The sequence below is a fragment of the Serratia sp. CY82433 genome (assembly GCF_052166535.1).
Classification (GTDB): Bacteria; Pseudomonadota; Gammaproteobacteria; order Enterobacterales; family Enterobacteriaceae; genus Serratia; species Serratia sarumanii.
In genome coordinates this window covers 1-18,244 of the sequence record NZ_JBJNOR010000003.1, presented here as the reverse complement: position 1 = coordinate 18,244, position 18,244 = coordinate 1, and the positions used below count along the sequence as shown (strand labels likewise).

The window sequence follows — 18,244 nt, the reverse complement described above, 5'->3', positions numbered from 1 at the left end:
GGTGCGTTAACTCACTGCTGCATAAACATAATGACGTTTTCCTGCCACAGACGCGGCAGCGCTTTGGCGCTCTGTTCCCAGGCCGCCGGATCGGCGATCGGGTGCGCGTTCTTGTACTGCTCGGCCGGCAGCAGCTTGGCCTTGACGTCGTCCGGCAGCGTCAGATGCTCGGCGCGGATCGGGCGCGCATAGCCGCGCGCCAGGTTGATCTGGCCGGCGTCGGAGAAGATGTATTCGCGCGCCAGCTTGGCGGCGTTCGGGTGCTTGGCGTATTTGTTGATGATGGTGGTGTAGCCGGAGGTGATCGAGCCGTCCGACGGGATCAGCACTTCAAAACGGGTTTTGTCGATCTGATCGCGGTAGTTCAGGCCGTTGAAGTCCCACACCACGCCAACCTGCACTTCCCCTTTCTCCAGCGATGCGATCACCGGATTGCTCAGGCTCAGACGGCCGGCCTTGGCCAGCTTGCCGAAGAATTCCAGGCCCGGCTTGAGGTTTTTCTCGTTGCCGCCCATGGCGTAGGTGGCCGCCAGCACGCCGCTGGCCGCCTGCGACGCGGTGCCGACGTCGCCGATGGTGACCTGATAGCTGCCCTTCAGCAGATCGGCCCAGCTGTGCGGAATGTCTTTCACCTGCTGTTTGTTGATGATGAAGGCGATGGTGCCGGTGTAAGCCAGCGCCCAGTGGCCGTCTTGGTCTTTCGCCCACTCCGGCACCTGATCCCAGGTAGAGGGTTTGTACGGCTGCGTTACGCCCTTCTGCACCGCCACCGGGCCGAAGGCCGCGCCGACGTCACCAATGTCCGCCGTGGCGTTGTTCTTTTCCGCATCGAATTTGGCGATCTCCTGCGCGGAGCTCATGTCGGTATCGACATGCTTCAGGCCATATTTGCTCAACAGATCTTGCCAGGTGCCTTTCCAGTTGGCCCAGCTGTCTGGCATGCCGACGCTGTTGACTTCACCTTCTTTCTTCGCGGCCTGCTCCAGCGCCGCCAGATCGGTATCCGCGGCCCAGCTCATCTGGCTGGATAACACGATGGCACTGGTTAACACAGAAGCGCACAAACGTTTCATAACTGATGCTCCAGGTGGTAGTGTGGGGAGGGCTGGACTAGTCCAGCAAGGACCAAACCAATCTAACGGACGAATGTGATAATTATATGTCAGCTTAAAAAAGCGACGGTTTTATCACCCATTGCAACGGCGAAAACGCGACGCTGGTCTACCTTAAGGGAGGCCAAACGCACTGAAACGGGACACCCGCTGTATGAGTGAAGCACCGACGACCGTAGCCACCATCTGCCAAACGCTGAACGCGCGCATCGCCGCAGGCGAGTTCGCCGTGGGCGGCAAGCTGCCCTCCGAACGCGCCCTGAGCGAACAGTTCGCCACCACCCGCATTACCTTGCAGGAGGCGCTCGGCCAGTTGGAGGCGCAGGGGGTCATCTACCGCCAGGTGCGGCGCGGCTGGTTCATTTCGCCCCCGCGTCTGATCTACAACCCGCTGCAGCGCAGCCATTTTCACGCCATGGCGCAGCAACAGGGGCGCGCCGCCCATACCGAGGCGATCGACAGCGCGGTAGTCACGCTCGACGCGCCGCTGGCCGGCCGCCTGGCGCTGCCCCCCGGCGCCGAGGCCTATCGCATTCGCCGGCTGCGCTACATCGACGGGCGCGCGGTGCTGTACTGCGAGCACTACCTCAACCCGGCCTACTTCCCCGGCATACTGGACGAAGATCTGACCCAGTCGCTGACCGCGCTGTACGCCGCGCGCTACGGCATTCACTACGGCCGGGTGCGTTTCGACATGCTGCCCACCCTGCTGCCGCAGCAGGCCGCCGCCATGCTGAAGGTGACCTACGGCAGCCCGGCGCTGTTCATTACGCGGGTGAACCGCGATCAGCACGACCGGGTGATCGATTGCGACCTGGAGTATTGGCGTTACGATGCGCTGCACATCGACGTGGAAGCGCAGTAAATGACAAGGACGCATCGCTGCGCCCTTAAAGAGGAAATCAGTCGGCGTCGTAGCCGAGGTTAGGCGCCAGCCAGCGTTCGACCTCGCTCACGCTCATCCCTTTACGCGCCGCGTAGTCTTCCACCTGATCGCGCTGGATCTGCGCCACCGCGAAGTACTTGCTTTCAGGATGGCTGAAGTACCAGCCGGACACCGCCGCCCCCGGCCACATGGCGAAGGACTCCGTCAGCTCCATGCCGGTGTGGCGGTTGACGTCCAGTAGCTGCCAAATGGTCGCTTTCTCGGTGTGTTCCGGGCAGGCCGGGTAGCCCGGCGCCGGCCGGATGCCCTGATAGTTTTCGCGGATCAGCTCTTCGTTGCTCAGGCTCTCGTCGGCGGCATAGCCCCAGTGCAGCTTGCGCACCTGCTCATGCAGGTATTCGGCGAAGGCCTCCGCCAGGCGATCCGCCAGCGCCTTGACCATGATTTTGTTGTAATCGTCGTGCTGCGCGTCGTACGCCGCCGCCAGCGCGTCCTCCTCCAGCCCGCCGGTCACCGCGAAGGCGCCGAAGTAGTCGGCCTTGCCGCTGCTTTTCGGCGCCACAAAGTCCGCCAGGCAGTAGTTCGGGAAGTCGGTTTTTTCCGTCTGCTGGCGCAGATGGCGGCTCACCGCCAGCACCTCGTCACGCTGTTCGTCGCGGTACACCTCCACGTCATCGCCGACGCGGTTGGCCGGGAACAGACCGTAAACGCCGCGCGGGTTGAGGCTGCGCTCGGCGGCCAGCCGATCCAGCATCTGATTGGCGTCGTGGAACAGGCGCTTGGCCTCTTCCCCCACCACCTCGTCTTCCAGGATGCGCGGGTATTTGCCCGCCAGCGACCAGGTCATGAAGAACGGCGTCCAGTCGATGTAGTGGCGCAGCGTCTCGATGCCGGCCGCCACCGGGAACACGCCGAGCTGCCGCGGCACAGGCGGCTGATAATCGGCCCAGTTCAGCGCCATGGCGTTAGCGCGCGCCTTCTGCAAATCGACCGGCGGCGTGCGCGGCTTTTTGCGCGCATGCTGAATGCGCACCGTTTCATACTCTTTGCGGGTGCGCGCCACAAACTCGTCGCGCTGGGTGGCGGACAGCAGCGCCGACACCACGCCCACGGTGCGCGAGGCGTTTTGCACGTAGGTGGTCGGGCCGCTGTAGTTCTGCTCGATTTTCACCGCGGTGTGCGCCTTGGAGGTGGTGGCGCCGCCGATCAGCAGCGGCAACGTAAAGCCCTGGCGCTCCATCTCTTTGGCCACGTTGACCATCTCGTCCAGCGATGGCGTGATCAGGCCCGACAGGCCGATGATATCCACGTTCTCCTCGCGCGCGGTGCGCAGGATTTTCTCCGTCGGCACCATCACGCCCAGATCGACGATTTCATAGTTGTTACACTGCAGTACCACGCCGACGATGTTCTTGCCGATGTCGTGCACGTCGCCCTTCACCGTCGCCAACAGGATTTTGCCCGCGGCGGTGCCCTGCTGCTTGCTGGCCTCGATGTAGGGTTCCAGGTAGGCCACCGCCTGCTTCATCACGCGGGCGGATTTCACCACCTGCGGCAGGAACATCTTGCCCTCGCCGAACAGATCGCCGACCACGTTCATCCCCGCCATCAGCGGCCCTTCGATCACTTCGATCGGGCGTTCGGCCTGCTGCCGCGCTTCTTCGGTGTCCAGCTCGATAAATTCGGTGATGCCCTTCACCAGCGAATACTCCAGCCGTTTCTCCACCGGCCAGCCGCGCCACTCCGCCTGCTGCACCGCCACGTCATTATCTTTGCTGCCACGGTACTTTTCCGCCAGCTCCAGCAGGCGTTCGGTGCCGTCCTCGCGACGGTTGAGGATCACGTCCTCCACCGCGTCGCGCAGCTCGGCGCTTAAATCGTCATAAATCGCCAGTTGCCCGGCGTTGACGATGCCCATGTCCATGCCGTTGCGAATGGCGTGATACAGGAACACCGCGTGGATCGCTTCACGCACCGGATCGTTGCCGCGGAACGAGAACGACACGTTGGACACGCCGCCGGAGATCATCGCGTGCGGCAGGTGGGTTTTGATGTCGGCACAGGCTTCGATAAAGTCGACGGCGTAGTTGTTGTGCTCTTCGATACCGGTAGCGACGGCGAAAATGTTCGGGTCGAAAATGATGTCTTCCGGCGGGAAGCCAACGCGCTCGGTCAGAATGTTATAGGCGCGGCGGCAGATCTCGAACTTGCGCTCGCGGGTGTCCGCCTGCCCCACTTCGTCGAACGCCATCACCACCACCGCGGCGCCATAACGGCGCACCAGTTTGGCGTGATGGATAAAGGCCTCTTCGCCCTCCTTCATCGAGATCGAGTTGACGATGCCCTTGCCCTGGATGCATTTCAGGCCTTTCTCGATAACGGACCACTTGGAGGAGTCGATCATGATCGGCACCCGGGCGATATCCGGCTCACCGGCGATCAGGTTAAGGAAGCGTACCATCGCCGCTTCGGCGTCGAGCATCCCCTCGTCCATGTTGATGTCGATGATCTGCGCGCCGCTCTCGACCTGCTGGCGCGCCACGTCGAGCGCCTCATTGTATTTCTCTTCTTTGATCAGCCGTTTGAATCGTGCCGAACCGGTGACGTTGGTGCGCTCGCCGACGTTGACGAACAGGGTGTTGGCATCGATGGTCAGCGGCTCCAGGCCCGCCAGGCGGCAGGCGACCGGGATCTCCGGCAGCCGGCGCGGCGGCACGCCCTCGACCGCCTTGGCCATCGCGGCGATATGTTCCGGCGTGGTGCCGCAGCAGCCGCCGATGATATTGAGGAAGCCGGCCTGCGCCCACTCCCCGACCTGGCGCGCCATCTCGGCCGCATCCAGATCGTACTCGCCGAAGGCGTTCGGCAAACCGGCGTTCGGGTGCGCGGTGACGTAGGTCTCCGAGATGCGCGCCAGCTCGGCGACGTACTGACGCAGTTCGTCCGGGCCCAGGGCGCAGTTCAGGCCGAAGGTCAGCGGCTTGACGTGGCGCAGCGAATTGTAAAACGCCTCGGTGGTCTGGCCGGACAAAGTGCGGCCGGAAGCGTCGGTGATGGTGCCGGAAATCATGATCGGCAGTTCCACCCCCAGCGCTTCGAATTCGGTTTCCACCGCAAAGGCGGCGGCCTTGGCATTCAGGGTGTCGAAGATGGTTTCGATCATGATCAGATCGACGCCGCCCTCCACCAGCGCACGGGTCGATTCGCGGTAAGCCGTCACCAGCTCGTCGAACGAGATGTTGCGGAACGCCGGATCGTTGACGTTCGGCGAGATGGACGCGGTGCGGTTGGTCGGCCCCAACACCCCGGCGACGTAGCGCGGTTTTTCCGGCGTGCGCGCCGTCCATTCGTCGGCGCAGGTGCGCGCCAGGCAGGCGGCCTGATAGTTAATCTCGGCGGACAGCGACTCCATGTGGTAGTCGGCCATGGCGATGGAGGTGGAGTTGAAGGTATTGGTTTCAAGGATATCGGCGCCCGCCTCGAGATAGGCGTAATGAATGGCGGCGATCACTTCCGGCTTGGTCAGCACCAGCAGATCGTTATTGCCTTTCAGATCGCTGCGCCAGTCGGCAAAACGCTCACCGCGGAAATCGCGCTCATCCAGACGATAGCTCTGGATCATGGTGCCCATGCCGCCGTCCAACACCAAAATGCGCTGCGCTAACTGGCGGCGCAGTTGTTCTACTCGATTCGTCACTGTAACCCCTTCCATTGCCATCCAGCCCATTGCTCAACTGCCGCAAAAACCAACGAGTCATCCTAGCACAGCTTGTAAGGACAAAGGGCCAGACGACAATTGAGAGTTTTTCAGGTTGTGCGCCAACACCTCCGATGAGCTGACGGCGACTTGCAATTCATCGACAAAAAACGAAAATGAATTCCATCATACGGAAAAAGGAATCTCACCCATGGCCACCCCTGCTCCCGCCAAACGCGGCAAGAAGCCCCGCGCAGCAGCCCCGGCCGCCAGTGCGGCGACCGGTCAGGTACAATCATTGACCCGTGGCCTGAAGCTGTTGGAGTACATTTCGGAAGCCCAGGGCAACGTGGCGCTGACCGATCTGGCCCAGCAGGCCGGCCTGCCGAACTCCACCACTCACCGCCTGCTCACCACCATGCAGCAGCAGGGATTCGTGCGCCAGGTCGGCGATCTCGGCCTGTGGACCATCGGCTCGCACGCCTTTGTGGTCGGCAGCAGCTTCCTGCAAAGCCGCAACCTGCTGGCGATGGTGCACCCGACGCTGCGCCGCCTGATGGAAGAGTCCGGCGAAACCGTCAACCTGGCGGTGCTGGATACCAGCGAGTACCAGGCGATCATCATCGATCAGGTGCAGTGTACGGCGCTGATGCGCATGTCGGCGCCGATCGGCGGCAAACTGCCGATGCACGCCTCCGGCGCCGGCAAGGCGTTCCTCGCCACCCTGCCGGACGATCAGGTGACCAAACTGCTGCACAAGAAAGGCATGCACACCTACACACCGCACACCCTGACGCCGCACAACCTGAAAGAGGGGCTGGCGCAGATCCGCAAACAGGGCTTCTCCTTTGACGACGAAGAGCACGCGCTCGGCCTGCGCTGCGTGGCGGCCTGCATCTTCGACGAGCACCGCGAAGCCTTCGCCGCCATCTCCATCTCCGGCCCGGTGTCGCGCATCACCGACGATCGCGTGATCGAGCTGGGGGCGCTGGTGATCCACGCGGCGAAAGAGATCAGCCTGGCCTACGGCGGCGTGCGCTGATCCCACCCCTCCGAGGGGCGCCCCTGCGCGCCCTCTCTCCTGATTCCTTGCTCTGTTGTCAGCATGTAACAGGCTATCGGCATCCTGTGTAGCGCACGGGAAAAAAGCTTGAAGCCGATCACAGTTAGCGATCCTCACGGCGAAAGCCCATTGCAACCGCTCTAACTTCCTTCGACAATGTTACCGATAACATGTTACCGGTAACAAACAAGCTGAACGAAGGTAACGTCACCCGGTGTTTTGGAGCCAAGCCATGACCAACAATCAAAATCGCATTTACGTCGTTATGGGCGTTTCCGGCAGCGGCAAGTCCGCCGTCGCCGCCGCCGCGGCCCGCCAACTCTCCGCCGGCTTCCTCGACGGCGACTTCCTGCATCCGCGCAGCAACATCCTGAAGATGGCCGCCGGCGAAGCGTTGAACGACGACGATCGCGCCCCGTGGCTGGCCGCGCTCAACGACGCCGCCTTCGCCATGCAGCGCACCAACAACGTGTCGATCATCGTCTGCTCGGCGCTGAAAAAGCAGTATCGCGACCGCCTGCGCGCCGGCAACGGCAACCTGTCGTTCATCTATCTGCACGGCGAGTTCCCGGTGATCGAATCCCGCCTGGCGGCGCGTAACGGTCACTTCTTCAAACCGCAGATGCTGGTCACCCAGTTCGCCGCGCTGGAGCAGCCCGGCGCCGACGAGAACGACGTGATGGCGATCGACATCAACCAGCCGCTGGACGCGGTGATCGCCGATACCGTGCGCCATATCCAGAGCTTCCGGCCGCAGGACGTGTGCGCGTGAGTACCGTAACGCTGGTCGGTACCGCAGTCGGCTCGGTTTTACTGCTGTTATTCCTGGTGATGAAGGCGCGCATGCACGCCTTCGTCGCGCTGATGCTGGTGTCCATCGCCGCCGGCATCTTCTCCGGCATGCCGCTGGACCATATTGCCGACACCATGCAAAAAGGCATGGGCGACACGCTGGGCTTCCTGGCGATCGTGGTGGCGCTCGGGGCGATGTTCGGCAAGATCCTGCATGAGGTCGGCGCGCTCGATCAAATTGCGGCGCAATTGCTGAAACGATTCGGACAAAGCAAGGCGCACTACGCGCTCGGCATCGCCGGCCTGATCTGCGCGCTGCCGCTGTTCTTCGACGTGGCGGTGGTGCTGCTGATCGGCATCGTGTTCGCCGTGGCGCGCCGCACCGACGGCAATATCGTCAAGCTGGCCATTCCGCTGTTCGCCGGTGTGGCCGCCGCGGCGTCCTTCCTGCTGCCGGGGCCGGTGCCGATGCTGCTGGCTTCGCAGATGAAGGCCGACTTCGGCTGGATGATCGCCATCGGCCTGGTGGCGGCGGTGATCGGCATGCTGATCGCCGGCCCGCTGTACGGCAGCTTTATCAGCCGCTTCGTCAACTGGCCGATGCCACCGGAAGAGAACGAGCCGACGTTGACCAAGGGCAATTTGCCGTCGTTCGGCTTCAGCCTGGCGCTGGTGCTGTGCCCGCTGGTGCTGGTCGGCATGAAGACCATCGGCGCGCGGCTGGTCACCCCCGGCTCGCAGCTGCAGCAGTGGCTGGAGTTTATCGGCCACCCGTTCACCGCCATTCTGCTGGCCTGCCTGATCGTGATTTACGGCCTGGCGAAGCCGCGCGGCATGAGCAACGAACAGACGCTGGCCATCTGCTCCGCCGCGGTGCAACCGGCCGGGATCATCCTGCTGATGACCGGCGCCGGCGGGGTGTTCAAACAGATCCTGGTGGATTCCGGCGTAGGGCCGGCGCTGGGTGACGCGATGATCGGCGCCGGCCTGCCGATCGCCGTGGCCGCCTTCGCGCTCTCCGCCATGGTGCGGGTGATTCAGGGCTCGGCCACCGTCGCCTGTCTGACCACCGTCGGCCTGGTGCTGCCGGTCACCAGCCAGCTCGGGCTGAACGGCGGGCAGCTGGCCGCGCTGGCTATCTGCATCGCCGGCGGCTCCATCGTGCTGAGCCACGTCAACGACGCCGGTTTCTGGCTGTTCGGCAAATTCACCGGCGCCAACGAACTGCAAACGCTGAAAACCTGGACGGTGATGGAAACGATTCTGGGCAGCGTCGGCGGCGCTATCGGCATGATTGCATTCACGATGTTTTAAATCCTAAATCGCCCCCGGCCTTGCACACCAGGGCTGCAAATCATCCCCGGGGGCACCGCCACAGGCGGCGACTATAACAACAGCAATGTGAGGAAGGCATGATTAACCCAACCTTGTCCCGTGTCACGCAGCGCATCATCCACCGTTCCCAGGCCAGCCGCGCCGCCTATCTGGCGCGCATCGAGGCGGCCCGTTCCCAAACCGTCCACCGCGCGCAGCTGGCCTGCGGCAACCTGGCCCACGGCTTCGCCGCCTGTCAGCCCGATGACAAGACGGCGCTGAAAAACATGGTGCGCAGCGATATCGCCATCATCACCGCCTACAACGACATGCTGTCGGCCCACCAGCCGTACGAACACTACCCGCAGCGGCTGAAGCAGGCGCTGAAGGCGGTGGGCGCCGTGGGCCAGGTGGCCGGCGGCGTGCCGGCGATGTGCGACGGCGTGACGCAGGGGCAGGACGGCATGGAGCTGTCGCTGATGAGCCGTGACGTGATCGCCATGTCGGCCGCCGTCGGCCTGTCGCACAATATGTTCGACGGCGCGCTGTTCCTTGGCATCTGCGACAAGATCGTGCCCGGGCTGGTGATGGCCGCCCTCTCCTTCGGCCACCTGCCCGCGCTGTTCGTGCCGGCCGGCCCGATGAGCAGCGGCCTGCCGAACAAGGAAAAGGTGCGCGTGCGCCAGCTGTACGCCGAGGGCAAGGCCGATCGTCTGGCGCTGCTGGAAGCCGAGGCCGCCTCCTATCACGGCATCGGCACCTGCACCTTCTACGGCACCGCCAACACCAACCAGATGGTGATGGAAGTGATGGGCCTGCACCTGCCGGGCGCCTCTTTCGTGCATCCGGATACGCCGCTGCGCGACGCGCTGAACGACGCCGCTGCGCGCCAGGTGACGCGACTGACCGACACCGCCGGCAACTACCTGCCGATCGGCCGCCTGGTGGACGAGAAAGTGGTGGTGAACGGCATCGTCTCGCTGCTGGCCACCGGCGGCTCCACCAACCTGACCATGCATCTGGTGGCGATGGCGCGCGCAGCGGGCATCATCATCACCTGGGACGATTTCTCGGAGCTGTCGGAGGCGGTGCCGCTGCTGTGTCGCATCTACCCGAACGGCCCGGCCGACATCAACCAGTTCCAGGCCGCCGGCGGCGTGCCGCTGGTGGTGCGTGAGCTGTTGCAACACGGGCTGTTGCACGAAGACGTGCACACCGTGGCCGGTTTCGGCCTGCACCGCTACACCCAGGAACCGTGGCTGGATAATGGCCAGCTGGTGTGGCGCGAAGGCGTAGCCGGTTCGCTCGACGCCAGCGTAATCGCCAGCGTCGCTCAGCCGTTTGAGCATCACGGCGGCACCAAAGTGATGGCCGGCAATCTGGGGCGCGCGGTGATGAAAACCTCGGCGGTGCCCGCCGACAATCAGATCATTGAAGCCCCGGCGGTGGTGTTCGACAGCCAGCACGACATCGTGCCGGCGTTTGAAGCCGGCAAGCTGGATCGCGATTGCGTGGTGGTAGTGCGCTTCCAGGGGCCGCAGGCCAACGGCATGCCGGAGCTGCACAAACTGATGCCGCCGCTGGGCGTGCTGATGGATCGCGGCTTCAAAGTGGCGCTGGTGACCGACGGCCGCCTGTCAGGCGCCTCCGGCAAGGTGCCTTCCGCCATCCACGTCACCCCGGAAGCCTATACCGGCGGCCTGCTGGCGAAAGTGCGCGACGGCGATCCGATCCGCGTCAACGGCCGCAGCGGCGAGCTGCAGGTGCTGGTCGACGCCGACGAACTGGCCCAGCGCACGCCGTGCCAACCCGATCTGAGCGCAGAACACATCGGCTGCGGCCGCGAGCTGTTCGGCGCACTGCGCAGCCAGCTGTCCGGCGCCGAGCAGGGCGCCTGCTGCATCACATTTTAATCGATAGCCTGGCCGCATCGCCGCCTGGCGGTGGCCACAAAGGAGAACGTCATCATGAACAAGTGGAAAACAAGCGCCGAGCAGATCCTGACGGCGGGGCCGGTGGTGCCGGTGATCGTGATCAACAAGCTGGAACATGCGGTGCCGTTGGCGAAAGCGCTGGTCGCCGGCGGCGTGCGGGTGTTGGAAGTGACGCTGCGCACCGCCTGCGCCATGGACGCCATTCGCGCCATCGCCCAAGAAGTGCCGGAAGCGATCATCGGCGCCGGTACCGTGATCAATCCGCAGCAGCTGCGTGAAGTGACCGAGGCCGGCGCGCAGTTCGCCATCAGCCCGGGGCTGACCGACGAGCTGCTCAAGGCGGCCACCGCCGGGTCCATTCCGCTTATTCCGGGCATCAGCACCGTTTCCGAACTGATGCTGGGCATGGATTACGGCCTGCGCGAGTTTAAATTCTTCCCGGCGGAAGCCAACGGCGGCGTAAAAGCGCTGCAGGCGATCGGCGGCCCGTTCCCGCAGGTGCGCTTCTGCCCGACCGGCGGCATCTCGCCGGACAACTACCGCAGCTATCTGGCGCTGAAAAGCGTGCTGTGCATCGGCGGCTCCTGGCTGGTGCCGGCGGACGCGCTGGAAAGCGGCGACTACGCGCGCATCACCGAACTGGCGCGCGCCGCCGTCGCGGGCGCCCAGGCCTGATTTACATCGCAGCGGTGGCGGCCGGCAGCGCCGCCCCGCTGCGCTGGCTGAACCGCTGCTTCTTGCGGTAAGCGAACACGTCTTCCACGTGCCCCTCGCGGATGCGCTGCTGTAACCCGCGCCAATACTCCGCGGTAAACAGATCGCTGTGCAATTCTTCAAACACCTGCCGAATGCGCCGATCGCCGCACAGGAAGTGGCGGAACTCCTCCGGGAACACGTCGTTGGGCGCGATGCTGTACCACGGCTCGCTGGCCAGCTCGTCCTCCGGATAGCGCGGCGGCGGAATGTCGCGGAAGTTGACCTCGGTCATGTAGCAAATTTCGTCGTAGTCGTAGAACACCACCCGCCCGTGGCGCGTCACGCCGAAGTTCTTGAACAGCATGTCGCCGGGGAAGATATTGGCGGCGGCCAGCTGCTTGATGGCATTGCCGTACTCTTCGATCGCATCGCGCATCTGCTGGTCGTTGGCCTGCTCCAGATACAGGTTCAGCGGCGTCATGCGCCGTTCCATATACAGATGTTTGATCACGATGCGATCGCCGAGATCTTCCAGCTTGCCCGGCACTTCACGCTGCAGCTCCGCCAACAGCGCCGGGCTGAGGCGCGCCTTGTCGACGACGAAATTCTCGTACTCCTGGGTATCCGCCATGCGCCCGACGCGGTCATGCTCTTTCACCAGCTGATAGCAGGCCATCACCTGCGCCTGCGTCACCTCTTTTTGCGGGGCGAATTCGTCTTTAATCACTTTAAACACCCGATCGAAGGATGGCAGGGTGAACACCAGCATCACCATGCCCTTCACCCCCGGCGCGATAATGAACTGCTCCTGCGACTGCGCCATAAAGGTCAGGTATTCGCGATAGCATTCGGTTTTGCCGTGCTTCTGGCAGCCGATCGCCATGTACAGCTCGGCGGTGGTCTTGCCCGGCAGGATCTCGCGCAGCCACTCCACCATCGCCGCCGGCAGCGGCGCATAGACCATGAAATAAGATCGGGCGAAGCCGAAGACGATGCTGGCCTCGGCCTTACCGGTCAGGCAGGCGTCGATAAACAGCGCGCCCGACTCGCTGTGGTGGATAGGCAGCAAGAACGGATAAACGCCGTCGGCCAGACGCAGCTTGCCGACCAGCCAGGCGGCCTTGTTGCGGTAGAACAGTTCGTTGGCGATCTGGAAGGTTGCCCCCGCCAGCTGCTGTGCGCTGAAGGCGCGTTGCAGCGCCTGAGTGATGTAGTGAATATCGCGCGTCAAATCCTCCCACGGCAGCCGCAGCGGCAGATCGCTCAGCACGCTGCGCAGCATCGCCGGCAGATCGCCATTGGGGGTGAAATCGCGCGCCAGCGGACGCGGAATGTCGCGAAAGCGCCGCTCCGGCTGCGAACTGAAGACGAACAGCTTGTCCGGCGTCAGATCGCGGTGCTTGAACAGCCGGCAGTAGACCGAGTTAAAGAAGCTTTCGGCGATCTCGAAGCGCGGGTAGTCCGGCAGCAGGTCGATATAGACCGCTTTGACCCGGCTGGGGAAGTCGGCGTCGAAGTATTTCTGCCCGGTGATGCATTTGAGCTGCTCCACCACCAGGCCGACGTGATGGTCATACAGATGGATGCGCTTTTTCATCGCCCGCTGCACCGCCGGCCAGTCCGCCTGCTCGAAGCGCTGCTGCGCGCCGGCGGTCACTTCCAGAAAGCGACCGTACTGCGCATCGAAGCCCTGCAGGATCGTCTGTGCGATCAATAACTCCAGTTTTGCCGCCATCCTTACCCCCGCCAGAAAAAGAAGCCTGCGCATGCAGGCTTCGGATGAAACGTCTTCAAGCTTGCCGCATCAGAACTGCTGTTCTTCCGTCGAACCGGTCAGCGCAGTGACCGAAGAAGCGCCGCCCTGAATAATGGTGGTGACCTTGTCGAAGTAGCCGGTGCCCACCTCTTGCTGGTGCGACGCGAAGGTGTAACCGCGATCCACCGCGGCGAACTCCGCCTGCTGCACCTTCTCGACGTAGTGTTTCATGCCCTCGCCCTGCGCATAGGCGTGCGCCAGGTCGAACATGTTGAACCACATGCTGTGGATGCCCGCCAGCGTAATGAACTGATACTTGTAGCCCATGTCCGACAGCGCCTGCTGGAAGCGGGCGATGGTCTGGTCGTCGAGGTTCTTTTTCCAGTTGAACGACGGCGAGCAGTTGTAGGCCAGCAGCTTGCCCGGGTATTTGGCGTGGATGGCGTCGGCGAAGCGCTGAGCAGCATCCAGATCCGGCGTTGAGGTTTCGCACCACACCATATCTGCATAGGGGGCGTAAGCCAGGCCGCGGCTGATCGCCTGCTCGACGCCCGCATGGGTGCGGAAGAAGCCTTCCGCCGTGCGCTCGCCGGTGACGAAGGCGCTGTCATACGGATCGCAATCGGAGGTCAGCAGGTCGGCCGCATCGGCGTCGGTGCGGGCGATCACCAGCGTCGGCACGCCGAGCACGTCGGCCGCCAGGCGCGCGGCGACCAGCTTCTGAATCGCTTCCTGCGTCGGCACCAGCACTTTGCCGCCCATATGGCCGCATTTCTTCACCGCCGCCAGCTGATCTTCAAAGTGCACCCCGGCGGCGCCGGCGGTGATCATCGCTTTCATCAGCTCGAAGGCGTTCAGCACGCCGCCGAAGCCGGCTTCCGCATCGGCGACGATCGGCAGGAAGTAATCGGTATAGCCTTTGCTGCCCGGCTCAATCTGGTTCGCCCATTGGATCTGATCGGCGCGACGGAAGGTATTATTGATGCGCTCGACCACCTTCGGCACCGAGTCCACCGGATACAGCGACTGGTCAGGGTACATGGCCGCCGCGCTGTTGGCGTCCGCCGCCACCTGCCAACCGGACAGGTAGATAGCCTCGACGCCGGCCTTGGCCTGCTGCAGCGCCTGGCCGCCGGTGAGCGCGCCCAGGCAGTTCACGTAGCCTTTGCGCGCCTTGCCGTTCAGCAACGCCCACAGTTTGGCGGCACCGTTTTGCGCCAGAGTGCATTCCGGGTTGACCGAACCGCGCAGGTTGATCACGTCTTCGGCGCTGTAAGGGCGGGTGATGCCTTCCCAACGGGCCGATTTCCATTCCTGTTCCAGCTGCTGAATCTGTTGAGAGCGAGAGGTAGACATAATTTTTATCCTTTCAGTCGTGTAGGGTTGATTGGGAAAATTCAGGCCAGCAGCTCATAGCCGGGCAGCGTCAGGAAATCGATTAACTCATCTTGCGTGGTGATGCGCTCCATCAGGCGCGCCGCCTCTTCGTACCGGCCGGCGTTAAAGCGCGCTTCCCCCACTTCTTCACGCACCACCAACATCTCTTCTTGCAGCATCTGGCGGAACAGCGCCTTGGTGACCGGGCGCCCGTCGCTCAGGCTCTTCTCGTGGTGGATCCACTGCCAGATAGACGTACGGGAGATTTCCGCCGTGGCCGCATCTTCCATCAAACCGTAAATCGGCACGCAGCCGTTGCCGGAGATCCAGGCTTCGATGTACTGCACCGCCACGCGAATATTGGCGCGCATCCCCGCTTCGGTACGCTCGCCGTCGCACGGTTCCAGCAGCTGTGCGGCGCTGATCGGCGCGTCTTGCTCACGCAGCACCTCCAGCTGGTTTTGGCGATCGCCCAGCGCTTTGCCGAACACTTCCATCACCGTGTCCGCCAGCCCCGGGTGCGCCACCCAGGTGCCGTCGTGGCCGTTGCTGGCCTCCAGCTCTTTGTCCGCCCGTACCTTGTTCAGCACCCAGGCGTTTTTCTCGGCGTCTTTGCTCGGGATAAACGCCGCCATGCCGCCCATGGCGAACGCGCCGCGCTTATGACAGGTTTTGATCAGCAGGCGCGAATAGGCGCTGAGGAAAGGTTTCTCCATGGTCACCGACTGACGATCCGGCAGCACGCGATCGCCGTGATTCTTCAGCGTTTTGATGTAGCTGAAGATGTAATCCCAGCGGCCGCAGTTCAGACCCACGATGTGATCGCGCAGGTGGTAGAGGATTTCGTCCATCTGGAACACCGCCGGCAGGGTTTCGATCAGCACGGTCGCTTTGATGGTGCCGCGCGGCAGATCGAAACGATCCTCGGTAAAGCTGAAGACATCGCTCCACCAGGCCGCTTCTTCCCAAGACTGGGTTTTCGGCAGGTAGAAATACGGGCCGCTGCCCTTGGCCAACAGTTGGCGATAGTTGTGGTAGAAGTACAGCGCGAAATCGAACAGGCCGCCGGGAATGGCTTCATCACGCCACAGTACGTGCTTCTCCGGCAGATGCAGGCCGCGCACGCGAGCGATCAATACCGCCGGGTTCGGTTTCAGCTGGTAGATTTTGCCGGCTTCATTGGTGTAGGAAATGGTGCCGTTAACCGCATCGTGCAGGTTGATTTGGCCGTCGATGACTTTGTCCCAGCTTGGCGCCAGCGAGTCTTCGAAGTCCGCCATAAACACTTTTACGTTGGCGTTAAGCGCATTGATCACCATCTTGCGCTCGACCGGCCCGGTGATCTCGACCCGGCGGTCACGCAGATCTTGCGGAATGCCGCGGATCTGCCAGTCACCTTCACGAATGGAAGTGGTTTCCGAAACAAACCCCGGCAGTTCGCCGCGATCGATATTTTGCTGCCAGCGGACACGCGCCGCCAGCAGCTCGTTGCGCCGCGGCGTGAATTTCCCCACCAGTTCCGCCAGGAATTCAACCGCTTCATCGGTCAACACCTGGCGCTCCGCTGCGGCGAAACCCTGCGTAAACCTTAACTCCGTGCCTGCTATCTGTTGCGTCATGACCTTGCTCCTTCCCATCGTTGCGCCCGCGCGACCGGCGCATTTTCATCAGAAATCACTGTGGATCAGGGCGGATGAAACGATCCTCAACTGGTCAGATCTCATCCCGATAGCTCTAAGAATACTCAACAAAAAATAAAAATCAAAAACCATTTCCATTTTATTATTAAATATTTTATTAACGCTTTATTATCAATTGGTTAGATAAGATAACAATAATGACAGGTAAGGAAATCGCTTCCAGTAAATTGATGAAGACGCACTAACGCCTTGTTGAACAAAGAATTTACTGGAGAAGTGACGGATAAAAAGAGGATCTTGCAGAGAATCAACGGAGCGGCGGCCTCGATTCAGCCGCCGGCAGGCAGAAAAGATCAGTCGAGCGTCGGATTCATATGACGCAGATCGTACGGCGTGATCTGGTAGACGTAATAGTTGAGCCAGTTGGAAAACAGCAGATGGCCATGGCTGCGCCAGGTGGCTTTCGGTGTCAGTGCGGGGTTGTCATCGGGGAAGTAGTTGAGCGGAACGGCGGGATCGAGGCCAGCTTCGTGGTCGCGACAATACTCCCCCGCCAGGGTCAGCGCATCATACTCCGGATGGCCGGTGACGAACGCCAGGCGCTTATCCCTGCTGGCGAACAGGTAGGCGCCCGCCTGTTCGGATTCGGCCAGAATATCCAGGTCGGTATATTGGCGAATCACCTCAGTCGGGAAATCGGCATAGCGTGAATGCGGCGCCAGGAAACTTTCGTCGAAGCCGCGCGTCAGCAACGCATGCTGCTGTAGCGTTTGGTGCGGGTAAACGCCGGAGAGCTTCACTTCGCGCGTCATCTTGGGAATGCCATACAGAATATTCAACGCCGCCTGTACCGCCCAGCACACGAACAGCGTGGAGGTAACGTGGTGCTTGGCCCAGTCGATCACCCGTTCGATCTGCGGCCAGTAGGCAACATCGCAGAAATCGACCAGCCCCAGCGGCGCGCCGGTGACGATCAAACCATCGAAGTTCTCGTTCTGGATATCCTCGAAGTCGCAGTAGAAGTTATTCAGATGCTCGGCCGGCGTGTTCTTCGATTCGCGGCTGTCGATACGCAGCAACTGGATATCAATCTGCAGCGGCGAGTTGGACAGCAGGCGCAGAAACTGGTTTTCCGTTTCGATCTTCTTTGGCATCAGGTTGAGGATCAGCACTTTCAGTGGCCTGATTTCCTGTGTTTTTGCCCGCGAGGATGTCATCACGAAGACATTCTCACCGCGCAAGAAATTGACCGCAGGTAACTCATCAGGAACACGAATCGGCATTGCTTAACCCTCACACATCCATTTATACGTTTAGACTTCTAGATGCCCGAAGATAGCGTTTTTTTCCGTCGCTGTCGAGCATTCAGCGGAAAGGTGAAAATGTTTCATTGCGCGATCTGCGCCAAGATATGAGTAGAGAGAGTAAAAGGACTGAAAAGCAAAAAGGCCATCCTTTCGGATGGCCTCTTGGCTTATTTGATGCTTGGCAGTGTCCTACTCTCGCATGGGGAGACCCCACACTACCATCGGCGCTACGGCGTTTCACTTCTGAGTTCGGCATGGGGTCAGGTGGGACCACCGCGCTATTGCCGCCAAGCAAATTCTTTTTTCTGCCGAACTTCTAAACCCACTTTAAATAAAGTGGTGCTGATACCCAGAGTCGAACTGGGGACCTCACCCTTACCAAGGGTGCGCTCTACCAACTGAGCCATATCAGCACGCTTAATTTGATGCCTGGCAGTGTCCTACTCTCGCATGGGGAGACCCCACACTACCATCGGCGCTACGGCGTTTCACTTCTGAGTTCGGCATGGGGTCAGGTGGGACCACCGCGCTATTGCCGCCAGGCAAATTCTGTTTCATTCCAACCGCTTCACTCTCGTGTCGCCATCAGAACCAATCTCGGAACTTCGCTGAAAATATCTTCGTCTCTAAAACACCTTCGGTGTTGTAAGGTTAAGCCTCACGGATCATT

At 61.9% G+C, this 18,244-nt stretch carries 12 protein-coding genes, 1 tRNA gene and 2 rRNA genes; 6 read left to right on the top strand and 9 right to left on the bottom strand.

Annotated elements, in window-relative coordinates; all coding sequences use genetic code 11:
* Positions 1–11: 11 nt before the first annotated feature.
* Entirely contained in the window at positions 12–1,073 is a 1,062-nt protein-coding gene (locus ACJ8PI_RS16375) for an ABC transporter substrate-binding protein (RefSeq protein ID WP_033649694.1), read from the bottom strand.
* 193 nt (positions 1,074–1,266) lie between these two features.
* Between ACJ8PI_RS16375 and ACJ8PI_RS16370 the strand changes: the two genes are divergently transcribed.
* Entirely contained in the window at positions 1,267–1,977 is a 711-nt protein-coding gene (locus ACJ8PI_RS16370) for a UTRA domain-containing protein (RefSeq protein WP_033649693.1), read from the top strand.
* A gap of 37 nt (positions 1,978–2,014) precedes the next feature.
* Here the strand turns inward: ACJ8PI_RS16370 and metH are convergent, their stop codons facing one another.
* The gene (gene metH, locus ACJ8PI_RS16365) at positions 2,015–5,710 is read right to left on the bottom strand and encodes a methionine synthase (protein WP_204350491.1); all 3,696 of its coding nucleotides are present in this window, start codon (positions 5,708–5,710) and stop codon (positions 2,015–2,017) included.
* Between the two features lie 196 nt (positions 5,711–5,906).
* On the opposite strand from metH, the gene iclR reads away from it, so the two are divergent.
* The 5 genes from iclR to ACJ8PI_RS16340 all read left to right on the top strand — a co-directional run bounded on the left by iclR (position 5,907) and on the right by ACJ8PI_RS16340 (position 11,473).
* Positions 5,907–6,737, top strand: coding sequence for a glyoxylate bypass operon transcriptional repressor IclR (gene iclR, locus ACJ8PI_RS16360; RefSeq protein ID WP_004936648.1), 831 nt, complete (start codon positions 5,907–5,909; stop codon positions 6,735–6,737).
* A 253-nt stretch (positions 6,738–6,990) separates the two neighbouring features.
* Positions 6,991–7,530: a gluconokinase gene (gene gntK / locus ACJ8PI_RS16355; protein ID WP_049195314.1), complete on the top strand. Its 540-nt coding sequence runs from the start codon at positions 6,991–6,993 to the stop codon at positions 7,528–7,530.
* The gene (gene gntU / locus ACJ8PI_RS16350) at positions 7,527–8,864 is read left to right on the top strand and encodes a gluconate transporter (RefSeq protein ID WP_033649721.1); all 1,338 of its coding nucleotides are present in this window, start codon (positions 7,527–7,529) and stop codon (positions 8,862–8,864) included. The genes gntK and gntU overlap by 4 nt, the downstream gene beginning before the upstream one ends.
* Positions 8,865–8,962: 98 nt before the next feature.
* A complete protein-coding gene (edd, locus tag ACJ8PI_RS16345; RefSeq protein WP_041036924.1) occupies positions 8,963–10,777 on the top strand; it encodes a phosphogluconate dehydratase in 1,815 nt (604 codons plus the stop codon).
* A 54-nt stretch (positions 10,778–10,831) separates the two neighbouring features.
* Entirely contained in the window at positions 10,832–11,473 is a 642-nt protein-coding gene (locus ACJ8PI_RS16340; protein WP_033649689.1) for a bifunctional 4-hydroxy-2-oxoglutarate aldolase/2-dehydro-3-deoxy-phosphogluconate aldolase, read from the top strand.
* A 1-nt stretch (position 11,474) separates the two neighbouring features.
* Here ACJ8PI_RS16340 and aceK read toward each other — a convergent pair whose 3' ends face one another.
* From aceK to rrf (ACJ8PI_RS16305), 7 genes are all read right to left on the bottom strand, one after another.
* The gene (gene aceK / locus ACJ8PI_RS16335; protein ID WP_033649688.1) at positions 11,475–13,229 is read right to left on the bottom strand and encodes a bifunctional isocitrate dehydrogenase kinase/phosphatase; all 1,755 of its coding nucleotides are present in this window, start codon (positions 13,227–13,229) and stop codon (positions 11,475–11,477) included.
* Positions 13,230–13,298: 69 nt separating this feature from the next.
* Entirely contained in the window at positions 13,299–14,606 is a 1,308-nt protein-coding gene (gene aceA, locus ACJ8PI_RS16330; protein ID WP_004936630.1) for an isocitrate lyase, read from the bottom strand.
* 41 nt (positions 14,607–14,647) lie between these two features.
* Positions 14,648–16,246, bottom strand: a complete 1,599-nt coding sequence (aceB, locus tag ACJ8PI_RS16325) for a malate synthase A (protein WP_041036926.1) — start codon at positions 16,244–16,246, stop codon at positions 14,648–14,650.
* A 374-nt stretch (positions 16,247–16,620) separates the two neighbouring features.
* On the bottom strand, positions 16,621–17,550 hold the full coding sequence (gene metA, locus ACJ8PI_RS16320; protein WP_033654730.1) for a homoserine O-acetyltransferase MetA: 930 nt from the start codon (positions 17,548–17,550) through the stop codon (positions 16,621–16,623).
* Positions 17,551–17,750: 200 nt separating this feature from the next.
* Positions 17,751–17,866, bottom strand: a 5S ribosomal RNA gene (gene rrf / locus ACJ8PI_RS16315).
* 45 nt (positions 17,867–17,911) lie between these two features.
* Positions 17,912–17,987: transfer RNA gene (locus ACJ8PI_RS16310), tRNA-Thr, on the bottom strand.
* Positions 17,988–18,001: 14 nt separating this feature from the next.
* Positions 18,002–18,117: ribosomal RNA gene (rrf, locus tag ACJ8PI_RS16305) — 5S ribosomal RNA — on the bottom strand.
* Positions 18,118–18,244 lie beyond the last annotated feature (127 nt).